General features: G+C 39.2%; 11 protein-coding genes. 6 read left to right on the forward strand and 5 right to left on the reverse strand.

The window, feature by feature from the left end:
- Positions 1–144 precede the first annotated feature (144 nt).
- Complete coding sequence (locus PSE72_RS05680; protein WP_272690921.1) at positions 145–8,715, forward strand: anthrax toxin-like adenylyl cyclase domain-containing protein; 8,571 nt, start codon at positions 145–147, stop codon at positions 8,713–8,715.
- Positions 8,716–8,817: 102 nt separating this feature from the next.
- Here the strand turns inward: PSE72_RS05680 and PSE72_RS05685 are convergent, their stop codons facing one another.
- The 4 genes from PSE72_RS05685 to pncB all read right to left on the reverse strand — a co-directional run bounded on the left by PSE72_RS05685 (position 8,818) and on the right by pncB (position 15,206).
- Positions 8,818–10,008, reverse strand: a complete 1,191-nt coding sequence (locus tag PSE72_RS05685; protein WP_115167630.1) for an amino acid aminotransferase — start codon at positions 10,006–10,008, stop codon at positions 8,818–8,820.
- Between the two features lie 416 nt (positions 10,009–10,424).
- Positions 10,425–11,531 carry a porin gene (locus PSE72_RS05690; RefSeq protein ID WP_115168311.1) on the reverse strand — a complete coding sequence of 369 codons (1,107 nt, stop codon included), beginning with the start codon at positions 11,529–11,531 and terminating at the stop codon, positions 10,425–10,427.
- A 571-nt stretch (positions 11,532–12,102) separates the two neighbouring features.
- Positions 12,103–13,503 carry an asparagine--tRNA ligase gene (asnS, locus tag PSE72_RS05695; protein WP_115167629.1) on the reverse strand — a complete coding sequence of 467 codons (1,401 nt, stop codon included), beginning with the start codon at positions 13,501–13,503 and terminating at the stop codon, positions 12,103–12,105.
- 488 nt (positions 13,504–13,991) lie between these two features.
- Positions 13,992–15,206 carry a nicotinate phosphoribosyltransferase gene (gene pncB / locus PSE72_RS05700; RefSeq protein ID WP_004909615.1) on the reverse strand — a complete coding sequence of 405 codons (1,215 nt, stop codon included), beginning with the start codon at positions 15,204–15,206 and terminating at the stop codon, positions 13,992–13,994.
- Positions 15,207–15,727: 521 nt separating this feature from the next.
- Between pncB and pepN the strand changes: the two genes are divergently transcribed.
- The 3 genes from pepN to PSE72_RS05715 all read left to right on the forward strand — a co-directional run bounded on the left by pepN (position 15,728) and on the right by PSE72_RS05715 (position 20,500).
- Positions 15,728–18,346 (forward strand): aminopeptidase N, encoded by a 2,619-nt coding sequence (gene pepN / locus PSE72_RS05705; RefSeq protein ID WP_217007770.1) that lies wholly within the window; start codon positions 15,728–15,730, stop codon positions 18,344–18,346.
- Between the two features lie 328 nt (positions 18,347–18,674).
- Positions 18,675–19,685, forward strand: coding sequence for a quinone-dependent dihydroorotate dehydrogenase (pyrD, locus tag PSE72_RS05710; protein ID WP_115167628.1), 1,011 nt, complete (start codon positions 18,675–18,677; stop codon positions 19,683–19,685).
- A 269-nt stretch (positions 19,686–19,954) separates the two neighbouring features.
- Positions 19,955–20,500: a cell division protein ZapC gene (locus PSE72_RS05715; RefSeq protein ID WP_004909622.1), complete on the forward strand. Its 546-nt coding sequence runs from the start codon at positions 19,955–19,957 to the stop codon at positions 20,498–20,500.
- Between the two features lie 131 nt (positions 20,501–20,631).
- Here the strand turns inward: PSE72_RS05715 and PSE72_RS05720 are convergent, their stop codons facing one another.
- Positions 20,632–21,747, reverse strand: a complete 1,116-nt coding sequence (locus tag PSE72_RS05720; protein ID WP_004909625.1) for a YcbX family protein — start codon at positions 21,745–21,747, stop codon at positions 20,632–20,634.
- 98 nt (positions 21,748–21,845) lie between these two features.
- Between PSE72_RS05720 and rlmKL the strand changes: the two genes are divergently transcribed.
- On the forward strand, positions 21,846–23,954 hold the full coding sequence (rlmKL, locus tag PSE72_RS05725; RefSeq protein ID WP_109911057.1) for a bifunctional 23S rRNA (guanine(2069)-N(7))-methyltransferase RlmK/23S rRNA (guanine(2445)-N(2))-methyltransferase RlmL: 2,109 nt from the start codon (positions 21,846–21,848) through the stop codon (positions 23,952–23,954).
- Between the two features lie 11 nt (positions 23,955–23,965).
- The gene (locus PSE72_RS05730) at positions 23,966–25,873 is read left to right on the forward strand and encodes an ABC transporter ATP-binding protein (protein ID WP_115167627.1); all 1,908 of its coding nucleotides are present in this window, start codon (positions 23,966–23,968) and stop codon (positions 25,871–25,873) included.
- Positions 25,874–25,887 lie beyond the last annotated feature (14 nt).

Consider the following 25,887-nt stretch of genomic DNA (forward strand, 5'->3'; position numbering starts at 1 on the left):
ATTATCCATTGATGCCTCATTATTGAGGCATTTTTATTTTTATGAGTGTAGTTAAATTTACTCCTAATTTTATATTACTTATGGAATGAAAGTATTGGTTTTGCTATTTTTCTATTTTAAATAATAATTATGGATAATTACTAGATGAAAGAAAATGACCAAACTATTAATTTCATGCAATATAATTTATATAATTATATTAATGCTCCTAAAAACAAAACATTTTTTATCAATATGATGACTGAGTATGGTATCAATCATAGTCAATCACCAGGTTATTGTTATGGGTTGACAAATGAGTTTTTAATCTATGAAATAAACAATAAAGGTGCTGATTACATTCAGCAATTGAATTATTTATATGATATTATTAATTTTGATAGCGAGGGTTTATCTGCAATAGATAAAGTAAAGTATGATGCTTTGAAAATGCACGCCCAAGTTTTATTGAATGACTATATTTATGGTTTTATTAAAATTCAGGAAATTCATAATAACTCATTAAGGAATGAAACTTATTTTGATAGCCTAGCCTATGATGAAATTAATAATAGAGTTTTTCGTGATTATCTTAATGATATAATTGATAAAAATTTTAATAAAGCAGTAAATGAAAATAAAAAAGATAAAGTGTATTATCAGTATCTTTATGAATCTCAAAAAATAAAACTTAAAGAATATATCAATGCACTATATGTAGGAGAAGATTTCTTTAATACAAAGGAAGGAGAGATTATTAGTTCTGACCCTATATTTTTAAAATTAAAAGATAGATTTATTCGGGGTGGGGAGGTATTAGGAAATAAATACTCCGTCTCTGATGCAAATTTTTTTATTGATTCGATATCTGAAAGTGTTAATAGAGATAATTATTTAAAGTTAGAATTAATAAATAAAAAACGAGGTGTTCAAGGAAATAATATACATCAGAATTATTCATTCAATACATTAAAGGGAACGACAGTCAAGAGGTTTAAGGACGTCGTTATTGGCCATACAGCTAAAAATAAAACACCACTCTATTATCAATTGATTTTAGGTAACCACGCAGTTGTTGTTAGCGCAAAGTATAACAATAAAAATAAATCATGGGAATATAAATTCTTTGACCCTAATTATGGTGTTGCGATGATTAACAAACAGGTCGATTTTTTTTCTTATTTAGATAGTCATATTAAGAAAATTGCTAAAGAAAGCAAAATACCTATTTTTGAGAATGATTATAATATAGCTGTTAGTGAGTTTGTAAAAAATGGAAATAGTGGGATTGATTTTAAAAAAATAAATAATACCAGTTTAAAAATAACTGAAAATGTACTTTTAGCTGAGAGGGGAATCACTTATCAGAAGAAGGGGAGTAAGTGTAAAATAATATATAAAGAATTTAATCCGGAAAATTGTTTATTAAAAATTAAGGTTGTCACAGGGAGCACAGAGTTTATAGCATATACGGATATTTTAGATGGACAAGACCTTTATACACGGATAATTAATAATCCTGAAACTATAGCAAAAATTAAAAAAGATGTTTTTATCTCTCAAGATGGATATAAAATATATTCGATAAATAAAAATTTCGACATCAAGACCTTTGAAAATATCAATAAAAGCCATAATAACCAAAACATTGCAAGGGATTATATTCGTACCAACTTGCATTTAAAACCGTTATCCAGTAATGAACCTAAGGCTATTACAGGGATCCCAGAAAATCATCAACGAGCCATTACGCAAGTTGCTAATGACTATAATGTTATTATAGGTATGCGACCTATTGATTATAAATCGACAAGTTTAATCGCTTCTGGCTTATATGGCAGTAAAGGGCTCACGATTAAAGGTAAAAGTTCAGATTGGGGGCCTCATAGTGGCTTTATTCCTATTTTGCAGCAGTTTGCTAAAAAATCAGGCCGGGATGAGCAAGAAAAATATAATGGTTATATAACGCAGTCTATTGAGCAAGGGCATGCAAAGCCGGTAATACTTGAAGTAACTCATGAGCGTATGAATGAGCTACTTAAATATGGGGCTGTGACTTCATTGGAGGATATAGGCAGGGGGGACCATATAAGAAGAACAACTGCCAAAGTGGATAATGTACCACATAGTTTTATTCTGAATAATATAACACGAGGAGAAACTAAGTTATGGCAAGTCTTTTATCAGTCTGGTCATAAAACAGCTCCTTTCCTGGTAGTCGGTGACCCTAAAACGGGGAAAGCTATGACAGCAGATTATGATCTCTTTAGTGTTATCTATCCAGTTTCTGAGCTAGAGCATTACGTTAAAGTGTCAGAAATGCCTTCATGGCAAGAGTGGAAAGCGAGTGTTAACTATGATGAACTCACAAATGAACAGAAAAAGCTTTATCACAATGAAGCTGAATATAATAAAAGAGAGGGGAAAGATAATGGTATTACGAATGCAAAAATCAAGGAGATTAATCAAGAGTTAAATAAAAAATTAGAGCGCCCCATTGGATTAGAGTTAGTACATCATGGGGCTGATGATGCCAATCCTGGAAGTGTGATGAAAGATAACTTTCCGATTACTTTTTTCTTACCGGATAAATTAAAAGGAAAAAATAAATTATCAGGAACACGTCAGTCGATAGATACATATTTCCAAATGAATTCATCGGGTGCGGTTATTATTAATGATGTTGAAAGCCTTTCAAATTTTCAACAGTTATTAATCAATGAGGGATATCGTGCTCCTCTCAATGCTAACTGGCGTGAAGGGGAATATGCTGAATACTTTAATCCAAAAAGAAAAATATCGGATAGCTATATTAATGCAAGTAGAGAGATACAGCGTAAGAAAAGTATTCCTATCGCTGTGCGAAATTTTATTGAAAGTAAAGAAACTCAAAGTGGATACATTGATAATATTGAAAATAATTTCGGTAAACCGTTTGCCAAATTAGAGTGGCAGCCACACCACCAGCTAACTGTATTACTAGAAAAAATATCGTTAAAAGAAATTTCTATTCAAGATATCAATAAGACAGATCACGCTTATTTATTGACGTATTTTTCAGATGGAAATGGAAATATAGATATTAAAAAATTAAAAATTGCAGTATCAGACCCGTTAGTTAACCGAAAACTAAATGAATATCTAAGTCAAAACGCTGAAACGAATATATTATCACTAGAGTTGCTCTTAGAACCCTCAATATCAAGTAGTTATCAACAACAAGCGAGTGATATTCAGACATTATTGATCGCGATAAAAAATGATTTATCAATATTAAATCACTTAAGTGAGCGTTCGCAGAATATATTAATGAAACTATTTCCTGCTGGGGATAGAATAGATAAAGGTAAAATTTTAGAGTTAGTGACTGATAATCATAAACTGATTTCATTTAACAATAGGTTAAATGAGTTTAGTGAACTATCTTCAGCTAATTTTATTGGGGAAAATGCACCATTCAAAAAATATTCTTTTACAGAAGCGTTTTATTTTTATGAACAGAGCCAAGCACAGCGATTGGCACAATTTAACCAACAATTAATGTATGGTAATAAGGTTGAGTTACTGAACCATGGGGTTATTCGTTCTGGCTCTCAAAGCCGAGGTATGGATCAAACGTTGGGGGGGACATACGCGATTGAATTTTATTTAGCAGACGGTCATTTAGCACGAGACTTTATTGAACGTAAATCGCAAATAGAGCAAGCTATAGTGAAAAATACATCGACATCAGCAGAAAGATCACTGTTGAAAAAGATGGAACAGTATAGCCAATATATTAATATTGAAGTTCACAAAAATGGAATATCAATAGCGGATCAACCGATAGGAAATCTGTTTTCAGCAGTTACAGATACGAATAACGTAATAATATTCTTAAAGGGGAAATCGGTAACTTACACCGTCACTCATGTGCAACGTAATGGAGGTTATGAAATCAGCTTATTTGATCCTCAAGGGATTCAGTTAAGTGTAAAAAACAGATCTTCTCAGCAAGCTCAACAGCAATTCCAACGGCAAATTAAGCATTATTTTAGTGAAAACCTCCAACTTTCTGATGGCGAATTTAGAGCAGACTTCCAGTTCATTGACTTGGATTCGACAGGTTTTAAAACCGTATTGTCTTCTATGCGTAACCAACGACAAACAATTATTGACCAAGCTGAATTTACACTACCAAAAAACCGCTGGGTCACGCTCAATGGTGAAAAAATTGCTTTTGCCAAATTACAACAATTAGGTGCAACTATTAAAGGAAAACCGATTTCTCTAGGCGACCTAAAATCCATTGATTTACATAATAAAATCCGTTTTTCTCCTGATAAACTAGCGATGTATTTCACACTGATGGAAGGTGGAAAAGAAGATCTCGCTTTCATTAAAGTGTTCCATGAGCAATTAAAATCAGCAGATATCCATCAGCTAGTCGAGCGCCAAGTTAATTTTGCTGAATCGGGGGTATTGAAAAGACAGTTTAAATATTTAGCGAATAATGTTGATGCTCAACAGGAGACTATAGCGCCTTCCACTTTAGCTAAGGTTCGTCAAGCAGGTCATAAGCTTCCTCAACTTCAGCGCATAGCAAATCGTGCTGGTCAACTAATGGGTGCAACCGGTGCTATCCAAAGCCTGATCAGCGCGTATGCAATTTTGGACAAATTAGATAACCCAGATCTTAGTGACGAAGAAATTAAAGAGCTAGAAAAACAGTTTTATTTACTTGCTGCGTCTGCTCTATTTAATTATGGCGATATGATAGTGCAACCAATGCTATTAAATATCGCATCAGGTAAGGGTGCGACTTCGTTAGTCCGCGCGAGGATCGCCACGGGGACGGTGGTGATTTTCAATTTGGTGGGGATGGGAATTGATATCTATCAAGCTTACGATAGCTTATCTAAACTGGACAGTGTAACAGACCCTAAACAGCGCCAAGACCTTATTGTGAATGCTTCTTTCTCTATTGCGAGTGCGGTGATCAATGGGGTCACCGTTATTGGTATCTTAGTGGGGTCTTCTACAATTCCAGTCGCTGGGCTAGTTATTGGTGGGATCTTACTGGTAGGAGGCTGGATTTATAGCGGCGTTCGTGCGGTTGAAAACATCAAACAAGTTATTGATATTGATTGGGATCGTGAATTAGAAGAAGGGATCCGCGGTGCTTTAGGTTTAGACCCAACCTTACGTAGCCAGCAAGAGATGAATATACAGCATTATATTAATGCGTTCAAAGAGCAAGATTGGCATATGGATCTAGCTTTATTTGAAAATAATATTCTACAGGCAGGATTTGCTCATCACCTCAGTATTATTGAAAAGCCGACTTATGAAAATGAGCCGAAATATTATTTAGTTGATAATTATGGTAATTATTTCTACGGTAAGCTGGGCAATCTCTATATGGGGGCGGGGGATACTTCTGTGCGGTTTGTACGTAAAGGGGCTCCCACATTTACGGCTGATGAGATTGATTTTATTTTAAAAAATAAAATTGTCGGAACCACCGCGTGGTTTAAAAATTTAAAGGTTTTATATGAAAAAATGGGCTGGTCTATTCGCTATAATTTTCGCCTTCAATCAAAAGAGAAAGCGGTATTTGACCTTAAAAATACCGGAAGTATCGCCACTCACGAGCGTTACTCTTTAAATTCTGCTTATAAGAGCCCGTTATTTGAGGCATTTAAAGCACGACATCAAATTTTAGATAATGAATTATCATTACCCCTGCAATATCAGTTAATAAATTCTAACCCGGAACAAATTAGTTTTTATTCGAAAAAAACGGAGTTTGGCGTCTTAGGGCAACATATGCTCAGAGAAAACGAACGTGCTTTTAGTGAGCATATAGTGAATAACAGCCAGCGGACAGCGTTATATATTGAAAATACTAATAGCGAAGGAACCAGCTGGAATACAGCGAATGGTAATGATGTTGTCATTGGTAAAAAAGCACAGAAAAATGCCTTTCAGGTGTTATCAGGTGAGAAATACTTTGCGGGAGGAGATGAGAGCGATCTATTTTTTATCCGAGATAGCTGTTTAGCCTCGTTAACATCGCGAGAAGATAACAAGCCGACTAAGTACCTTGACGGCCAAGGAGGGCAGGATATCGTCATTATTGATAACCTACCCGATGGCTACCGAGTGTCTGTAGACTTAAACGAAAATAGGCTGCATTACCAAAGAGAAGGGGATCATCCTTTTATTCCCGTTGCGCATTTGCAAAATATGGAAAGTGTGATGGTCAGGGGGAATAGCAATGATCATTTACAGGGGAATGACACTGCAAACATACTGGATGGTGGACTAGGTAAGGATATCTTAGAGGGTAAAGGAGGGGATGATAAACTCATTTTAACGCAAGGAATTGCAGCTGGTGGTGATGGAAATGACAACTATCATATTCGCCGTTATGAGTGGCTTGAACATGTTGATGACTTATACCTTACAGAGCATTATTTTGATAGAAAAGAGAAAGCGGTTAAAACGCGAAAGTATCTTAACCCTAGCTATACAGAAGGTAGCCATCAGTTTCAGGCAAAGGTGGTTATTAAAGAATTTAATTATTTACAAAGCAGAGTCACTTTAGAATATTTTCTAGATGAAATAAAGCATGTTCAAATAGACGGCAACAACTTGGTTTTAACACTCAAACAGCCAAAAAGTAGTATAGATGGACATTTTTTTCAACATGTGGAAAGTGAAGTCACCATTGTCCTCGAAAATGTGCAAGACGCGGCTTTGAAGGCACCACATCATGGATATCAGCTACAAACTCTTGATGGTTGGGTGATGACAACAGTGATAGATGAAAAACATCCTAACCAGTATTTCAGCTTAACTTATGTACAAGAAAGCGATCAACTCCCCTCTACAAACGGAAAATCCGTCAAAATAGATGAATCTGCGGGGATCATAACGATAAACCAATCTCGTGATTATAAAAAGCCTACATGGGGACGGTTTATTCCAACAGGCTATGCTGAGCAGTTAACCTACCGTGGAAATAATGAAAATAATGTATTACCCCTGATAAAATCAGGTAGCCATATTGAAGTTAGCCATGGAATAGATACCTATCAAATTGTGCAAGGCAAAGAGGAGTATGGTGAGGTTGAGTTTGATTTCTCTAAAGTAAATGACAGTTTTACAGATAAAGACAGCCTGTGCCTATTGTTACCTACAGAGAATGGTTATTTACTGTATATGGATGATGGGCAGCTATACAGCGTAGATAAATTTGGGCAAAAAAAATTGGCTATTAAATTTAGCAACGTAGGTAATAAGATCTCTAATGTTGTTTTAATCCAAGATAAGCATAGCAACTTATTTAAAGTCAATTTACAGGCAAACCGCTTATCACCAGTAAACCCAGTTAAAGAAAGCAGCACGAGCGACGATGAAATTATATTGCCGATAGGGTATCTATCTGAAAAGCATGTCATTCATGGGCAAAGTGGTGATGACACTATTATCAATAAAGGCTCAGAAAGCTATGTTCTGCTGGGGGGGGATGGCAATGATAATATTAAAGTCATCGGTGGAAATAATCTCTTATATGGTGGTACGGGAGATAACTCTATTAGTGGTGGGTCTGGGGATGATTTGCTGCTATCAAGTCAGGGAAACGATACGCTAATGGGAGGCGAAGGAGATGACCACTATATCATCGATGGTAACCAGCCGGGTAAGGTATATATTAAAGACCAGATTGGGAATAACCATATTCATTTAATCAATTTTAAACATCAGCCAACTGAAAAGAGTAATACAGACTACCAGTTTTATAAATCATCAGCTGACAAGCTTGTCCAAATTAAGGTTTCTAATGATGATGGTAAGGGAAACTTCAATATTCACCACTATAAACGGTTGGACGAAAGATTTAACTCCTCCACGGATGACGGGATGACTCTACTCGTTAATTATCTCTCTGAAAAACTCTATAAAGCCAAACAATCAGGGGAATTTTCCATTTGGAAACCTATTTATGAACTTTCAGACATATTAAATGGTATATTAGTCAATGGGAGATTGAGACCTTTAAACCTACCGTTGAGAGGTGATGGCATTGTATTACAGCAGGATAACCCTAAAAATAATTGGCTTATTGATACTTTAGCTGGCAATGATAGCGTCATGGATATGACCCAATATGGTCGTATTATCAAAGGTGATAGTGGTAACGATACGCTGATAACCCTTGGTGGTGAAAATGTACTGTATGGCGGGCAAGGTGATGATATTTTATTGGCACAAGGGATGCATCAAGATGTACTAATCTCTTTAGATGGAAAAGACCAATTAGCGGGAACTCAAGGTGATGACCTCTATATTGTCAACGGTCATGGTAAAGGTGATGTGAAGATCACTGATTTGGAGGGGAAAAATAAAGTCGTGTTAGTTGACTTTGAGCTTGAAGATGTGGGCTATAAGCCATTATCAGCAAAGGTTGCTGAAACGACATACCGATCCAAAAGTGGCAGGCTAGTAACGCTTTCTCATAACAACCATACTGGTTCAATGAATAATGTCATGCAGGTACGTCATTTCAATGGTTACAAGCAATTATCAGAAGAAAATGTAGAAAAAACCGTTGACCGTTTGATTCAGCTACTTGTTGAGGAGCGAATTGATTATGAGCGAAATCTCGACCTTAGTATCACTAATGATAATTACCAGAAGAATTGGGGAGCGGTACAAATAACGGAGCGCTTCCTTAGCCATCTTAAATAGTTGCTTTATAAAAAATGCCAGTCAGTAGCGTTACTGACTGGCATGATATTAAATACGCTGTTTTAACATTTTCAATGCTTAATTTTTAATGCATCCGAATAATTACAGCACTTTCACGATAGCGTCACACAATGGAACCATGTTTTCCAGTGTTAATCCTGCCACGTTAATACGGCCAGAGCTTACTGCATAGATACCAAATTCGCTACGTAGACGCTCTACCTGCTCTTTTGTTAGGCCACTGAAGGAGAACATCCCATTTTGGTTGATAATGAAGCTAAAGTCTTGTTTAGCGCCTTTTTCTTCCAATGTTTTCACTAACAGTTGGCGCATGCGTTTAATACGTTCACGCATTGCGGTTAACTCTTGGATCCACTCAGCTTTTAACACGTCATCAGAAAGGATGGTTGTTACCACTGCGGCGCCGTGTGCTGGTGGGTTTGAGTAGTTTGCGCGAATAACCGCTTTCGCTTGGCTGAATGCGCGCTCTGCGTTGTCACTGTCTTTAGCAATGATGGTACAAGCGCCGACACGCTCATTGTATAAACCGAAGTTTTTAGAGAATGAGCTCGCAACAATCATTTCAGGGTTGTTTTTGGTGAAAATACGCAGGCCTTCGGCATCTTCATCTAAGCCTTTTGCAAAACCTTGGTAAGCAAAGTCAAAAACAGGTAATAAGCCTTTTTCCGCACATAATGCGGCGAGTTTTGTCCATTGCTCAGCGGTTGGGTCAATACCCGTTGGGTTATGGCAGCAACCATGCAGTACAATCACATCACCTGCAGCAGCGGATGATAGGCTATTTAGCATGCCATCGAAATCCATACCATGCTTTGCGGCATCATAGTAATTGTAAGTCAGTACTTCTAAGCCAGCAGCTTCAAAGATGTTTTTGTGATTAGGCCAAGTTGGGTTGCTGATCCAAACACGTTTTGCATTGGTTTGTTTGGCAATAAAGTCAGCGGCGATACGCAGTGCGCCTGTACCGCCAGGTGCTTGCGCTGTACGTGCACGTTTTGAGGTGACAATTTCATGTTGTGCACCGAATAACAGTTCTTGTGTTACACGGCCAAATTCTGGCATTCCGCTAATCGCAAGATAGTTTTTGGTGTTTTCGTTATCCAGCAGGTATTTTTCTGCTTTTTTAACGGTATCAAGCACAGGGGTTTTCCCTGATTCGTCTTTATAGACGCCAATACCTAAGTTAATTTTATTATCGCGGGGATCAGCACGGAAACTATCAGCAAGACCTAAGATTGGGTCAGCAGGGGCAGAAGTAATTTTTTCAAACATGTTGTCGATTCCAAAGCTCTGTAGTGGTACCCACACAGTTCCTAAGGTATGAAGGCATAAGTGAGAATGCGGTTGGCTATCCTTGCTTGTAATCTGCCCAGACCATACGAAACTCGCGGGTGTAGCTGAAAACGGGTTTAGTCGAACGAGTCGAGTTCTCAGGGTAACGTGATAAAGGCTTTTTGCCAACCGTTTTACCAAAAATTGGCGAGATCTTGTGAACTAGGTAGGAATTGCATGTAATCTGACCATAAATATCTATAAAGATGGTGAATCAGTCTGTCTTATTGATAATTCTGGTGTTTTCGTGGAGGAGGAATTTATGCTAGAGATGAAAAAGAGAAATAAAAAAGCAGCGCCGAAGCGCTGCTTACAAAAACATGTTACCGTTTTCTAACTTATCAGTTAACTGATAATTAGAATTGGTAAACTAAACCTAAACCAACAACGTTATCAGTGCTGATACCGTACGCTTTGGTGAATTCATTTTTATCTAACAGGTTGATTTTATAATCAACAACTGCAGACATGTTTTTGTTGAAGTAGTAGTAAGAACCTACAGAGATATATTTAACTAAATCTTTGTTACCGTATGCGCCTAAGTCTTTACCTTTAGATTGGTTATAACCTAAAGATGGTTTCAGACCGAAATCGAACAGGTACTGTGCAACTAACTCTACGTTTTCAGTTTTGTTAGCAACACCTGACTCAAAGTCACCGCCTGCACCGTAACGAGTCATGTTTTTAGTTTGACCGTACATAGCCGCTAAGTAAACATTGTTAGCGTCGAATTTACCACCCACGTTCCAAGCTTCAGCTTTTTTACCACCAGTGTCAGCCATTTTTTGCTGTTCTGGAGTACGGGAAGAGTTAGAGTAACCACCACCCAGAGTTACGCCCCAACCTAAGTCATAAGCAGTTGAGAAACCGAAACCGTCACCGTTGTCTTTCTTAATACCAGCAGAAGACAGGTTGCTGTCGCCGTTTTTACCTTGATATTGCAGAGCAAAGCTCAGGCCATCAACATAACCGAACGCGTTGTTGTTACGGTAAGTTAACAGGTTACGGTTACGGCTAGTCATGAAGTTGTCTGCTTGAGCCATAGTGTCCGCACCCCATAATGGGAATACGTCGGTCCATGCGTTCGTGTCATAAACCACACCGTAGTTACGGCCGTAGTCGATTGAACCGAAATCAGCAAAACGTAAACCAGCATATGCTAAACGGTTTTTGTTTTCGCCTTCGTTTTCAGCTTTGTTAGTTTTAGTTTCCCACTCGAAACGACCAAAACCAGTCAGTTGGTCAGTGATTTGAGTATCACCTTTAACACCTAAACGAACGCGTGAATCATCACCGTCTTGGCTTGGAGCATCTTTGCTGCTACCGTCAGCGAGGTAGTGACGAACGTCAACTTTACCATAAACGTCTAATTTGTTGCCGTCTTTGTTGTATACTTCAGCTGCGTTTGCTGCACCAGCAGCTAACAGAGCTGGGATAACCATTGCAAGAATATTGCGTTTCATCATTATTATTACCCTCATTGGTGTTATTCGGACACCTGCCACTGCCAAAAATAATTCGCAAAAAATAATTGGAACTATTTGTGAGAGATTAGTGTCGTCTATGTCGGCGACCAGTGTTCCATTGCTAAATAAAATTATCTACCCTCAAAGTGCTACAAAATCAAAGATTCTGAAACAAATGGTAACTAGATGTTTCAAAATGTAAAAAATAGAACAATAAATAACCACTCATCTTACCAGTTTAAAAAATATTACAAAAATTAGGGAACTTTTTCAAAAGACGAATTGAGTTTTTTTTGAGCAGTTTAGCGAGTGTAAAGCGGTTATTTATCACTAGTAAAAAGAGAATAGCGAGATTAAAAAGCAGATTATTCTTAGCACCAGCAGATTGCTGGCTGTTTACGGAGAATAATAAGGTGATAACGTAAAAATTGTGATCTGGTTATCATGTAGCTGCAATTCGATGTAACAAGATGAGATAGTTGTACAGCGAAAGTATATTAGGGCTGAAAAGTAACGGGCCAACATCAGCTGGCCCGTAAATTAGGGTGTTAATACAGAAAAGCCGTTATTAGAACGCTGCATTTCTTGGGGTACGTGGGAATGGAATCACTTCACGTACGTTACCCACACCAGTGACATAAGCCACTAAACGCTCAAAACCAAGGCCGAAACCTGAGTGAGGAACGGTGCCATAACGGCGCAGATCACGGTACCACCAGTAATCTTCTTTATTCATGCCCATTTCTTCAAGGCGGGCATCGAGCATATCAAGACGTTCTTCACGCTGTGATCCACCGATGATTTCGCCAATACCCGGTGCTAATACGTCCATCGCAGCAACGGTTTTGCCATCTTCATTAAGGCGCATATAGAACGCTTTGATGTCTTTCGGGTAGTTTTTCACAACCACAGGGGCTTTAAAGTGTTGCTCAGCAAGGTAACGCTCATGCTCAGACGACATATCGACGCCCCAATAAACTGGGTTTTCGAATTTTTGACCACAAGTTTCTAGGATTTTAATGGCATCCGTGTAATCAACTTGTGCAAAGTCTGAGTTAACAAAGCTTTCTAAGCGGTTGATAACGTCTTTATCAACACGTTGTGCAAAGAATTCTAAGTCATCACGGCGTTCTTCAAGGGCAGCTTTGAAGGCGAATTTCAGCATTTTTTCTGCAAGGCCTGCGACATCATCTAAAGAAGCAAAAGCCACTTCAGGTTCGACCATCCAGAATTCAGCTAAGTGACGGCTAGTATTTGAGTTTTCAGCACGGAAGGTTGGGCCGAAAGTGTAGACTTTGCTAATTGCGGTTGCGTAGGCTTCACCGTTCAGTTGGCCTGAAACAGTCAAGAAAGCTTCGCGGCCAAAGAAATCTTCGCTAAAGTCAACTTCACCTTTGTCATTACGTGGCAGGTTGTTGTAATCCAACGTGGAAACACGGAACATTTCACCCGCGCCTTCGGTGTCTGACGCAGTGATCACTGGAGTTGAAACCCAGAAGTAGCCTTGTTCATCAAAGAAACGGTGGATAGCTTGCGCTAAAGTGTGGCGCACACGCGCAACGGCACCAATTAAGTTAGTGCGCGGGCGCAAGTGGGCTGCTTCACGTAAGAACTCAACGCTGTGGCGTTTTGCTGCCATTGGGTAGGTGTCAGGGTCTTCAACCCAACCAACCACTTTAACGTTTGTGGCTTCAAGTTCAAATGATTGACCTTGGCCTGGGGATTCTTTTACGGTACCCGTAACTTCAACCGAACAACCCGTTGTGAGATGCAGGACTTCGTCATTATAATTAGGTAAATTATTATTAATGATAGCCTGTAACGGATTAAAGCAAGAACCGTCATAAACGGCGAGGAAAGAAAAACCAGCATTTGAATCTCTCCTTGTACGTACCCAGCCTTGAACGGTGACTTCTGTGCCTACCGCCACTCGGCCTTGCAGTACGTCGACTACAGGCGCTACTATCATATAATTCACTCTCTTCTATATAATGGTTAATCTTATGCATCTGCAACCCGTCATACTTCGAGCTGTAGGTGTGTTGGCTTCACAAACTGACCCTAGTCACATACTTATGTATGCTCCTAGGGCTCAATTTGCTAGCCGCCTTCCTACAACTCGAATTATTTAGGGTGTATTCCAACTTTCGTAATAGGAATATTCAACACCGAGTTCAAAGGCACAACAACATTGTTATTATGCGAATGGCGGATGAAGCAGATTAATAAGGCTTCTTCAATGTTAAACCCATTTTTCAGGGGCCAAAGCTCTATGTTACTTGCCATTTGTTAGGAAACAAGTAAAAAATCGCGATAAAACATTTCTGTTGAAGCGAAGCATGGTTATTGAGCTTAAAAGCTATAGTAATAGTAAGTGAATAAAAGAAAAAGGGGGTTTTGAAGCTCTGGGCAAGAAAAGTGCAAATTCTTACTCAGAGCTAGGGAAAAGCGACTTAATTAGCTGGCTTTTTCCATTTTAGGTAGGTCAAACGCTTTTCTGAGTTGGTTGACGAACTCATCATCTTCACAAATGGTTTTGCCTGGGCTATCTGAGAGCTTAGCGACAGGCTTACCATTGCACTCGACGAGCTTAATCACAATATTCAACGGGGTTACATGTGGAATATTGCAGGTTAGACGAGTACCGATACCAAAAACAAGGTTAATCCGCTGATGAAAATAACGATATAACTCAAGTGCTTTTTGTAAGTCTAAGCTGTCAGAGAACACTAACGTTTTGCTCATCGGGTCAATACCCAATTTTTGGTAATGAGCGATGGCTTTTTCACCCCATTCGATCGGGTCCCCTGAGTCATGACGCAACCCTTGGTAGCGGTTCGCAAAGTTAGCATCAAAATCACGCAAAAAGGCATCCATGGTGATACAGTCAGTTAATGCCACACCTAGGTGATTAGGGTATTCATCAAGCCAGCTCTGCAATGCCTCACGTTGGCTATTTGCTAACTCAGGGCTGATTTGTTGATGGGCTTGGAACCACTCATGGGCTTGTGTGCCAACAGGGGATAAATCTAATTCGTGTGCAAGTTTGTAATTGCTCGTCCCAACAAGATAAGGAAACTCTTGTTTAAGCATTGAAACAATGGCGGATTGTACGTCGTAGGAGAAACGGCGGCGCGTGCCAAAGTCCATGAGCTTAAAGTTAGACAAATCAAGTTGGTGTTCATCGGCTTGCTGATAGAAAACATTTAGCAGCTTTTTGAGTTGCTGAACAGCATCATCAGGATGAATGTTTGGGTGCCTATCTTTTTGGATGATTTCACTGACCAATGCAAGGAGCGGTACCTCCCACATAATCACTTCACGCCAAGGCCCACTGATGCGGATCGCTAACTGACCTTCATTTGTGGTGCTGACAACGACTTGTTCTGGGTTAAAGCGGAATGACTTTAACCACATAAGATAGTCTTCTTGGAAGAAAGGTAAGCGGCGGAGAAAATTCAGCTCATCATCAGAAAGTGACAATTTAGCCATTAACTGAATTTGTTGCCTAATTTCATCGGCGTAAGCACCTAAGATCTCACTGCTACGACAGCGGAACTCAGCGACAACCGGTACCTGGTGGTAACGGTGGAAAACGGCCTGCTGCATATGAAGCTTGTAAGCATCGGTATCAAGCAGTGATGTAATAATTGGTGTAGCGTCTAAATTCATGGCACGCAGACATCCTCGCGGAGCTTATCTTTACCACTAATGCTATTCATTTTTACTCTTGTTTTCCAAAAAGTCACAATGAGATAAAAGCAGCAATAGTCGTTAGCTAAATCGTTAAAGTTGCAAAAGTATACCCACTTTAGCAAAAGATAGAAGTGTTATTCTATCTCTTGTTTTCAAGGAGCACGGCAACCTAAATTCGCGTATTGCCTTTCTGTATTACTATGAAATCAAATAAATACGTTTTATGTATATTCTGCCCATAGAAACAGACAAAAGCATTAATCACGAAAAGATACTAACACGCCATAAAATATTTAATAGTGCTATAGCACCAACAAACAAACGAATTTTTAACAAAGTTAAGTAGGGTGAGACATACAAAGCTAACATAGCCATAAAAATAGATAACATTTTTTGATGAAAATGTTTCTCAAATCCATTCACATTATTGTGGCTTATAGTATTGTATAAGTATTAAAGAAGTACGATATTGAATATAACGAATTAAAAGGTTACTTATGACCCAGTTAAGACAAGCGAAATATCGTCAGGATTATCAAGCACCTGATTACACAATTACAGAAATTGACCTCGATTTTAATCTTGACCCAGTGAAGACAGTGGTTACCGCAGTAAGCAAGGTAAAACGCCTTAATCCGCAATCTTCAACGCTTGAACTCAATGGCGAAGATTTATCGTTAGTCAGCCTCGAAGTCGATGGCAAAGCGTGGCAAAACTATAAAGAATCTGAAGGTAAATTGATTATTGAGTCATTACCTGAATCATTCACACTGCGGATTGTGAATGAAATTAGTCCTGAAAAAAATACAGCGCTAGAAGGGCTATATGTTTCAGGTGAGGCGCTATGCACACAATGTGAAGCGGAAGGTTTTCGCCATATTACCTATTACCAAGACCGACCAGATGTGCTGGCTCGCTATACCACTACAATTACAGCAGATAAATCACGTTATCCTTATTTACTGTCAAATGGTAACCGTATCGCAGAAGGTGAGTTAGAAGACGGTCGCCATTGGGTTAAGTGGGAAGACCCATTCCCAAAACCAAGTTATTTATTTGCCTTAGTAGCAGGCGATTTTGACGTTTTAAAAGACACCTTTGTGACTCGTAGTGGCCGTGAAGTTGCGTTAGAACTTTTTGTTGATAAAGGTAATTTAGACCGTGCTCCTTGGGCAATGCAGTCTCTTAAAAATGCAATGAAATGGGATGAAGAACGCTTTGGTTTAGAGTATGACCTTGATATCTATATGATTGTTGCCGTTGATTTCTTCAACATGGGAGCAATGGAAAATAAAGGGCTGAATGTCTTTAACTCTAAATATGTTTTAGCTAAAAGCGAAACCGCGACGGATAAAGATTATCTGAATATCGAATCTGTGATTGGCCATGAATATTTCCATAATTGGACAGGAAACCGCATTACTTGTCGTGACTGGTTTCAATTAAGCCTAAAAGAAGGGTTAACCGTTTTTCGCGATCAAGAATTTAGCTCTGATTTAGGCTCCCGCTCAGTTAACCGTATTAACAATGTCAAAGTGATGCGTTCAGCCCAGTTTGCTGAGGATGCAAGCCCAATGGCGCACCCGATCCGTCCTGACAAAGTCATTGAAATGAACAATTTCTATACCTTAACGGTGTATGAAAAAGGTTCTGAAGTTATTCGCATGATCCATACACTGCTCGGTGAGGAAATGTTCCAAGCGGGAATACAACTTTATGTTCATCGCCATGATGGCAGTGCGGCAACCTGTGACGATTTTGTGCAGGCGATGGAAGATGCATCAAATGTTGATTTATCACTATTTCGTCGTTGGTATAGCCAATCAGGGACACCAGTTTTAACTGTACGTGATGAATATTCACCAGAAAAACAGCAATATACCCTACATGTTAGCCAAATGACGCCACCTACAGCAGATCAAGCTGAAAAGAAACCATTGCATATCCCATTGGATATTGAGCTCTATGATGAGCAAGGTGGAATTATTACGCTAAAACGTGATGGTAGTGTTGTAAATTCAGTGCTAAACATTACGCAAGAAACTCAAACGTTTGTATTTGATGAGGTGACAAGTCGTCCAGTTCCATCCTTATTACGTGAGTTTTCAGCCCCTGTAAAATTAGATTACAACTACACGGATGAGCAATTAGCTTTCTTGATGCAGCATGCAAGCAATGAATTTGCTCGTTGGGATGCCGCGCAGCAACTAATTAATAATTATGTAAAAATTAACGTGGCTCATTATCAAAACGGAGAGGCATTAGTTTTGCCTGAGTCGGTGGTTGATGCTTTCCGTGGGGTATTATTAAGTGATTCGATTGATCCTGCGTTAGTCGCATTGATATTAACATTACCTTCCGAAAATGAGCTTGCCGAATTATTTACGGTTATCGACCCTGTCGCAATCCATGAAGTGGTGAACTTTATCCATCATCAATTAGCGGTAGAAATGCATGATGAACTTCTCTCTGTTTATCGTTCCATTAATATTGATGGCTATCGTGTTGATCACCAAGATATTGCTAAACGCTCATTGCGTAACATTTGCCTGCAATACTTAGCCGCGGGTGACGATAGCGAGCTGGCGAACAAATTAGTGCTGGAACAATACCAATCTGCCGATAACATGACGGATTCGCTGGCTGCATTGACCGCAGCAAATGAATCACAGTTAGCTTGTAAAGAGCAGTTAATGGCAGACTTTGATGAGCGTTGGCACCATGACGGGTTAGTTATGGATAAGTGGTTTACATTACAAGGCGCAAATCCAGCGAAAGAAGCCCTTACCAATGTACGTGAATTATTGAATCACCGTTCATTTAGTATGAGCAATCCTAACCGTGTTCGCTCACTTGTTGGTGCCTTCACTGCAGGGAATCCAGTTAATTTCCATGCAGAAGATAGCAGTGGTTACCAATTCTTGTATGAAATTTTAGTCGATCTGAATACGCGTAATCCACAGGTAGCATCAAGGCTGATTGAGCCGTTGATCCGTTTAAAACGTTATGATGCAAAGCGCCAAGCACAGATGCGCAAAGTGCTTGAGCAGTTAAAAGCGCTTGATAACCTTTCTGGTGATCTATTTGAAAAAATAACCAAAGCGTTAGAAAGCTAGTTTATATATAGCTAGCCAATTATTGGTTTTAATAAGCCGCTAAAATTTAATTTAGCGGCTTATTATTGTTTATGACAAAAGTGGAATATTAAATGAGAGATAACTCTCATAAAATGGTTGTTTTTCCCTCGAAAACCCAGACAAATGCATTTTTATTGATTTTTTCGTGGTAAAAGGGCAATAAGATAGGGTAATCTGTAGCGCGTTTTATCCGACGAAAAAATCGCATGTATGAATGAAAGCTCGGCAAATTGTATTTGGCGGGGTTTTAGCGTGCGACATGATGTCTACTCTATTGAAACGTACTAGTAAAAATAGGTTATTGGATATGCTATATCACCTTGCCCGCAAGGCACTATTCCAGTTCGACCCCGAAAAAGCGCATGAATTGACTTTTCGCCAGCTTCAACGTTTGAATCATTCCCCTTTCCAATGTCTTATTCGCCAATCAGTTGCCACTAAGCCCGTTCAATGTATGGGGCTTTCCTTCAAAAACCCACTAGGGCTTGCTGCGGGTTTAGATAAAGATGGTGAATGTATTGATGCATTTGGCGCAATGGGTTTTGGGTTTATAGAAATTGGTACAGTAACTCCTCGTCCCCAATCTGGTAATGACAAACCGCGGTTATTTCGACTTGTAGAAGCTGAAGGTTTAATTAACCGGATGGGCTTTAATAATAAAGGTGTCGATAACCTTGTCGAGAACGTCAAGAAATCGAATTACGGTGGGGTCATTGGAATCAATATAGGTAAAAATAAAGATACGCCTGTTGAACAAGGTAAAGATGATTATTTAATTTGCATGGATAAGGTCTATGCTCATGCAGGTTATATTGCTATTAATATCTCCTCACCAAATACGCCAGGGTTACGTACATTACAATATGGCGAAGCACTGGATGATTTATTAAGTAGCATAAAAGCAAAACAACTGGAATTACAATTACAGCACCAAAAATATGTGCCTGTTGCTGTAAAGGTTGCGCCTGATTTATCTGAAGAGGAAATTATCCAAGTTTCAGATAGCCTAGTTAGACATAATATCGATGGTGTTATTGCAACGAATACCACGTTAGATCGTTCTTTGGTTCAAGGGATAAATCATTGCAATGAAGCGGGTGGATTAAGTGGTCGTCCTGTACAATTAAAAAGCACACAAGTTATTAAGCTTATTTCGCGTGAATTAAATGGAAAACTGCCAATAATTGGAGTGGGTGGAATTGATTCCCTTACCGCAGCACGTGAAAAAATGGAAGCGGGTGCCTCTTTAATTCAAATTTATTCTGGTTTTATTTACCATGGGCCAAAATTAATTAAAGATATTGTTAATCATATCTAGTAATAAATTGTAAATTTACCTGTCAAGGGGGTTTATTTATTCCCCCTTTTAAACTATATTGCTAATAGTGGCTATTTTTGTATCAAATTGAACTCAATTTTCAGTAGATTTGCTATTTAGATAACAATATTATCCGGATATTTCTAACGTATCTTATTTAGTAGATCCAATTTTTAGCATATAAAAATAAGCTCTAGAGTAAATTTAGAAAGGATCATTATAGAGATCATTTCTGCTATATTTACCGGTAAATCGCTAAAGGGTCGTTTATGAATATTAAACCTGATGATCATTGGCGTTGGTATTTTGATCATGACCATAATAGGGTGATGTTAGATCTCGCCAACGGCATGATATTTCGTTCATGTTTTCCTGCTAAGATGCTAACGGTCTTTGCTCGTAATGAGATGCCATTTAGTATCGAAGATGCAGGTGAATATTATTTATTCGATGAGCAGGCTAAAAGATTAAATATTACTCAAGAAGAAAGAGCTGAATTAGTCTTAAATAGCTTAGTTGCTTTTCGTTTTTTAAAACCACAGATGCCAAAGAGTTGGTATTTTTCTTCATTTCACTATATTAATGAACCTAAGCAGGGGCAAATAATTCAAGTGTGTTTAGAAAATACAAACCAGTACTTCACATTTATTATTGCTGAAGCTGGCCCATCTGCGAGTTTATGTTTATTAGCAGAACCAATCTTAGAATTACCCGATCGAACTTTACGGTTTTGTGATCCAATTAAGATCATGAACGATCGCATGCTTGAATATTCATCTAAAGTTAAACGTCAATTATATGGTAATGCTATTTAAATGATCGGCAAAGATCTAGTGAAAATAGTTAAATAAATGGATTTCTTTGCTAATTTAATTAATCTAGTTATGAGTGTTTAACACCATCTGAGAATTACTCCCCTGATGGTGTTAAAAAGCAAAACCAACACTTAGTTAAACGCTAATTTAACCGCTGTTTTTGGGATACAGCTGCAGGCGAGTATGTAACCGTTTTCTTTGATGGCACTTTGTTTTAATGGAGTGACTTCCCCAGAAATAAGCTTAATTTTACAGCGACCACAAATACCTGCTCGACACGAATAAGGGATAGTTAAACCATGGGATTCTAATTGTTCAAGGATCACATTTTGGTTATCACCTGTATATTCTGTTTCTTCAAAAACTAAACTGACATTATTGGCTTGAGTATTTAATTTATTAGCTGCTAGGTCATTTTCCCGCTCTTGAACTAAATATTGTTTTGCAGGTTTAGTTTCTAATACCGTCAGGGTATCACCAACACGAATAACACCTGTATTTTTGATAATCACATTTTGGCCAAAATCGACATCGCCGGTTTCATCTGAACGGAAGGTTTGTAGTGTTGCAAGTGGTTCACTGTGGGGATGTTTAATCCCTTTTTCTGGGCTAACAGTCGTTAAAATGCATCGGCTACATGGCCTATCTAATGTAAAGACGACATCACCAATTTGAATAGTTTTCCATGTATCTTCTTCAAACGGCTTGGCGCCAGTAATAATTAAGTTGCCACGAAACTGTTCTAATTTAATACTGGCAGGGCAGCGACGTTGCAGTTCTTGGACAGAAGCTTCGTTGATCAGTAAAAAGGGATAGCCGTCAGCAAAAGACATCGGTACATCTTGGTATTCTTTGACGCGGCGAGAAAGCTGAGGACTAAGCCAGCGTAGTTGTACAGGTTCGTCAAAAAAGCTAGTTAACCAACTATTTATCGCTTCAGGGGCAATAAGTGCGTGAAAATGATTGCCCCAAACTTCAGTAGGGCTCTGTTTCTCATCAAAGTCCTGATACAATACTGTTGCACTTTCGCCATTTGGTGCTCGCAAGTGAAGACCATTATTGAGCATTACCGGTGTAAAAAGTAACATTTGTGGATATTTTCTCGCCGTAATAAATTTACCTTCCAGCGTGGTTACCATAAAATTACGATCAAAAGTCAAACCGCTAATATCAGCGAAGGCGTGGGATAAACGAACTCCTCGCATAGATTTAACTGGGTGTGTATAAAGGCGCGAAAGCGTTATCATTTTTTAATCCTTATAATTGTGCGTAGCAACTTTATGACAACTGCATAAGATTAGCTATAATGCGCAACAATTTTTCATCCAAATTGGTAATAAATACTATGAATTCTCTGTTTGCCAGCACAGCTCGCGGCCTTGAAGAACTACTGAAAACGGAATTAGAATCGCTTGGCGCTAGCCAATGCAAAGTGGCCCAGGGGGGTGTCTATTTTCAGGCCGACGAACGTGTTATGTACCAAAGCCTACTGTGGAGTCGGCTGGCATCGCGTATTTTATTGCCACTGAATGATTTTGACGTCTACAGTGACTTAGATTTGTATCTTGGTGTACAAGCTATCGACTGGAGTGAGATTTTCTCCGTCAATGATACCTTTGTTGTTCATTTTACAGGGACTAACGAAGAAATTCGCAACAGCCAATACGGTGCATTGAAAGTTAAAGATGCTATCGTAGACAGCTTCGTACGCAAGCTAGACCAGCGCCCTGATGTCGCTCGCCAGCAAGCAGATATTCGTATCAACGTCTACCTTAATAAAGAAAGAGCCAGTGTGGCACTCGATTTAAGTGGTGACTCGCTACATATACGTGGCTACCGTGATTTGGCAGGCCAAGCGCCCTTAAAAGAGACACTGGCAGCAGCAATTATTAACCGTTCTGGTTGGCAACAAGGTACACCATTGGTCGATCCGATGTGCGGTTCAGGAACACTGTTAATTGAAGCTGCAATGATGGCAACAGATAAAGCCCCGGGATTACACCGTACTCATTGGGGCTTTTATGCATGGTCGAAATTTAACGCGGAACTTTGGCGTGAATTAACCACAGAAGCGCAAGTTCGTTTCCGCCAAGGTTTGAAAGAGACGACATCACGTTTTTATGGTTTTGATATTGATAAGCGTGTACTTGAAATGGCTCGTGCGAACGCGCGCCGTGCAGGGTTACAAGACTTAATCACCTTTAAGCAAGGTGATGCCGCAGCATTGGAAAACCCAGTTAACACCGATACGATAGGAACAATTATCAGTAACCCGCCTTATGGTGAGCGTTTAGAAAGTGAGCCTGCTTTAATTGCGCTACATAGCCAATTAGGGCGTATCGTGAAGGCCCGCTTCCCTGGGTGGCGTTTATCGATTTTTAGTGCTTCTCCTGAGTTACTTAGCTGTTTGCAACTGCGTTCAGAGCGTGAATTTAAGGCCAAGAATGGTCCTTTAGATTGCGTTCAAAAGAATTATCAATTAGCGGCTACACCGTCAGAAACTATCGCGGAAATTTCACCTGATTTTGCAAATCGTTTACGTAAAAATATCAAGAAATTAAGTAAATGGGCAAAACAACAAGGTATTGATAGTTACCGTGTTTATGATGCGGATTTACCGGAATACAATGTTGCGGTTGATATTTATGGCGATAAAGTGGTGATTCAAGAATATGCACCACCAAAAACCGTTGATGAACGTAAAGCTCGTCAACGCTTATTTGATGTGATCACCGCAACAATGAATGTGCTAGAACTGACATCGAATCAGCTAGTGTTAAAAACACGCCAGCGCCAAAAAGGTAAGCAGCAATATGAGAAATTAGCCCAAAAAGACGATTTCTTTTTAGTACAAGAATACAATGCAAAAATGTTGGTGAATTTGACGGACTATCTAGATACGGGGTTATTCCTTGACCATCGTATTGCCCGTAAAATGTTAGGCCAAATGAGTAAAGATGCGGATTTCCTAAACTTGTTCTGTTATACCGGTACTGCCACTGTGCATGCAGGGCTTGGTGGCGCGAAAAGCACCACTTCCGTCGATATGTCACGTACTTATCTTGAGTGGGCTGAAAAAAACCTACAAGCGAATGGGCTAACAGGTCGTCAGCATCGTTTAATTCAGGCGGATTGCTTGAGCTGGTTGGCAAATAGCCGGGAACAATTTGATTTGATCTTTATTGATCCGCCAACATTTTCAAATTCAAAACGCATGGATGGTACATTTGATGTACAACGGGATCATATCCAATTGATTACCCATCTAAAACGGTTATTGCGCCGTGGTGGAACCGTGATGTTTTCTAATAACAAACGCGGTTTCAAAATGGATCTTGAAGCAATTAAAGAATTAGGATTACAAGCACAAGAAATCACAGCTAAAACACTGTCAGAAGATTTTGCTCGTAACCGTCAAATACATAACTGCTGGTTAATTAGCCACGCAGAGTAAGGATAGAATCAATGGCTTTAATTAATTTGTCGGGTGCATACCTTTCCTTTAGTGATGCCCCATTACTGGATAATACCGAAATTCATATCGAAGATAACGAACGTGTGTGTTTAGTTGGTCGCAATGGTGCGGGTAAATCGACATTAATGCGAGTGTTAACGAAAGAGCAGCCGTTGGATGATGGCCAATTAATTTACGAGCAAGACTTGATTGTTGCTCGCTTACAGCAAGATCCACCGCGTAATATTGAAGGCACTATTTTTGATTTTGTGGCTGAAGGCGTTGCAGAACAAGCTCAGTACCTCAAAGATTATCACCATGTTGCGAAAGAGGTCGAAACTGACCCGAGCGAGAAAAATTTAAATAAATTAGCTGAATTGCAAGAGGTGTTGGATAGCCGTAATTTATGGTTATTAGACTCTCGTATCAGTGATGTCCTGAAAAAACTCGGTTTACCTGCGGATGCAGAACTGTCTTCATTATCAGGTGGTTGGTTACGTAAAGCGGCTTTGGGCCGTGCGTTAGTGAGTAACCCGAGAGTATTATTTTTAGATGAGCCAACCAACCACTTAGATATTGAAACAATTCTTTGGCTGGAAAATTTCTTAAAAGATTTCCAAGGTAGTATCGTATTTATTTCCCATGACCGTTCATTTATCCGCAATATGGCAACCCGTATTATTGATTTAGACCGTGGGCAATTGTCTTCTTGGCCGGGTAATTATGATGACTACTTGGTGAACAAAGAAGAAGCTTTGCGTGTTGAAGAGATGCAAAATGCAGAATTCGACCGTAAATTAGCCCAAGAAGAGACGTGGATCCGCCAAGGTATTAAAGCGCGTCGTACTCGTAATGAAGGGCGTGTTCGTGCACTGAAAGCGCTACGCGTAGAGCGTTCAGAGCGTCGTGAAGTGATGGGCACAGCGAAAATGCAAGTCGGTGAAGCAGCTCGTTCTGGTAAAATTGTATTTGAAATGGAAAATGTGAATTACCAGATTGATAATAAAGTACTGGTAAAAGATTTTTCAGCTCAAGTATTACGTGGTGATAAAATCGCTTTAGTTGGGCCAAATGGTTGTGGTAAAACAACATTGTTGCGCTTAATGCTAGGGGATTTACAAGCAGACAGCGGACGAGTGCATTGTGGTACTAAGTTGGAAGTTGCTTATTTCGACCAGCATCGTGCGGCATTAGACCCAGATAAAACCGTGATGGATAACTTGGCAGAAGGCAAACAAGAAGTCATGGTAAATGGTAAGCCACGCCATGTTCTAGGCTATTTGCAAGATTTTATGTTCCCACCAAAACGTGCGATGACACCTGTTCGAGCACTTTCAGGCGGTGAGCGTAACCGGTTACTGCTCGCGCGTTTATTCCTAAAACCAAGTAACTTATTGATCCTCGATGAACCGACTAACGACCTTGATGTCGAAACTTTAGAGTTACTTGAAGAATTAGTTGATGGTTACCAAGGAACGGTTTTACTGGTTAGCCATGACCGAGAATTTGTCGATAACAGCGTGACAGAGTGCTGGATCTTCGAAGGTAATGGGGTTATTAACCGTTTTGCTGGTGGGTATTACGATGCTCAACAGCAAAAAGCACAAACCGTGAGTTTGAAAGCAGAACAAACGAGTAAAGTGGCTAGCCAAGATAAGCAGACGAAATCGAAAGAAACGGTAAAACGTTCAAATAAGCTCAGTTACAATTTATTACGTGAATTGGAACAATTACCAGCAAAATTGGAACAACTTGAAAGTGAAATTGAAGCGCTGCAAGCTCAAGTTGGTGATGCTGATTTTTTCAACCAACCACATGATGTAACAGAAAAAACGCTGAGTCAGTTAGCGGCAAAAGAAGCTGAGTTAGAGCAAGCGTTTGACCGTTGGCAAGAGCTTGAATTGCTGAAAAACGGCTAATTACGTTTTAATTA

It is taken from the genome of Providencia sp. PROV116 (assembly GCF_028482485.1).
Lineage (GTDB): Bacteria > Pseudomonadota > Gammaproteobacteria > Enterobacterales > Enterobacteriaceae > Providencia > Providencia rettgeri.

Excerpts from the sequence above, each read along its gene's own strand:
- PSE72_RS05685 (WP_115167630.1), bottom strand. The coding sequence starts at position 10,008 with ATGTTTGAAAAAATTACTTCTGCCCCTGCTGACCCAATCTTAGGTCTT.
- pepN (WP_217007770.1), top strand. The coding sequence starts at position 15,728 with ATGACCCAGTTAAGACAAGCGAAATATCGTCAGGATTATCAAGCACCT.
- PSE72_RS05690 (WP_115168311.1), bottom strand. The coding sequence starts at position 11,531 with ATGAAACGCAATATTCTTGCAATGGTTATCCCAGCTCTGTTAGCTGCT.
- PSE72_RS05720 (WP_004909625.1), bottom strand. The coding sequence starts at position 21,747 with ATGATAACGCTTTCGCGCCTTTATACACACCCAGTTAAATCTATGCGA.
- rlmKL (WP_109911057.1), top strand. The coding sequence starts at position 21,846 with ATGAATTCTCTGTTTGCCAGCACAGCTCGCGGCCTTGAAGAACTACTG.
- PSE72_RS05680 (WP_272690921.1), top strand. The coding sequence starts at position 145 with ATGAAAGAAAATGACCAAACTATTAATTTCATGCAATATAATTTATAT.
- pyrD (WP_115167628.1), top strand. The coding sequence starts at position 18,675 with ATGCTATATCACCTTGCCCGCAAGGCACTATTCCAGTTCGACCCCGAA.
- PSE72_RS05715 (WP_004909622.1), top strand. The coding sequence starts at position 19,955 with ATGAATATTAAACCTGATGATCATTGGCGTTGGTATTTTGATCATGAC.
- PSE72_RS05730 (WP_115167627.1), top strand. The coding sequence starts at position 23,966 with ATGGCTTTAATTAATTTGTCGGGTGCATACCTTTCCTTTAGTGATGCC.
- asnS (WP_115167629.1), bottom strand. The coding sequence starts at position 13,503 with ATGATAGTAGCGCCTGTAGTCGACGTACTGCAAGGCCGAGTGGCGGTA.
- pncB (WP_004909615.1), bottom strand. The coding sequence starts at position 15,206 with ATGAATTTAGACGCTACACCAATTATTACATCACTGCTTGATACCGAT.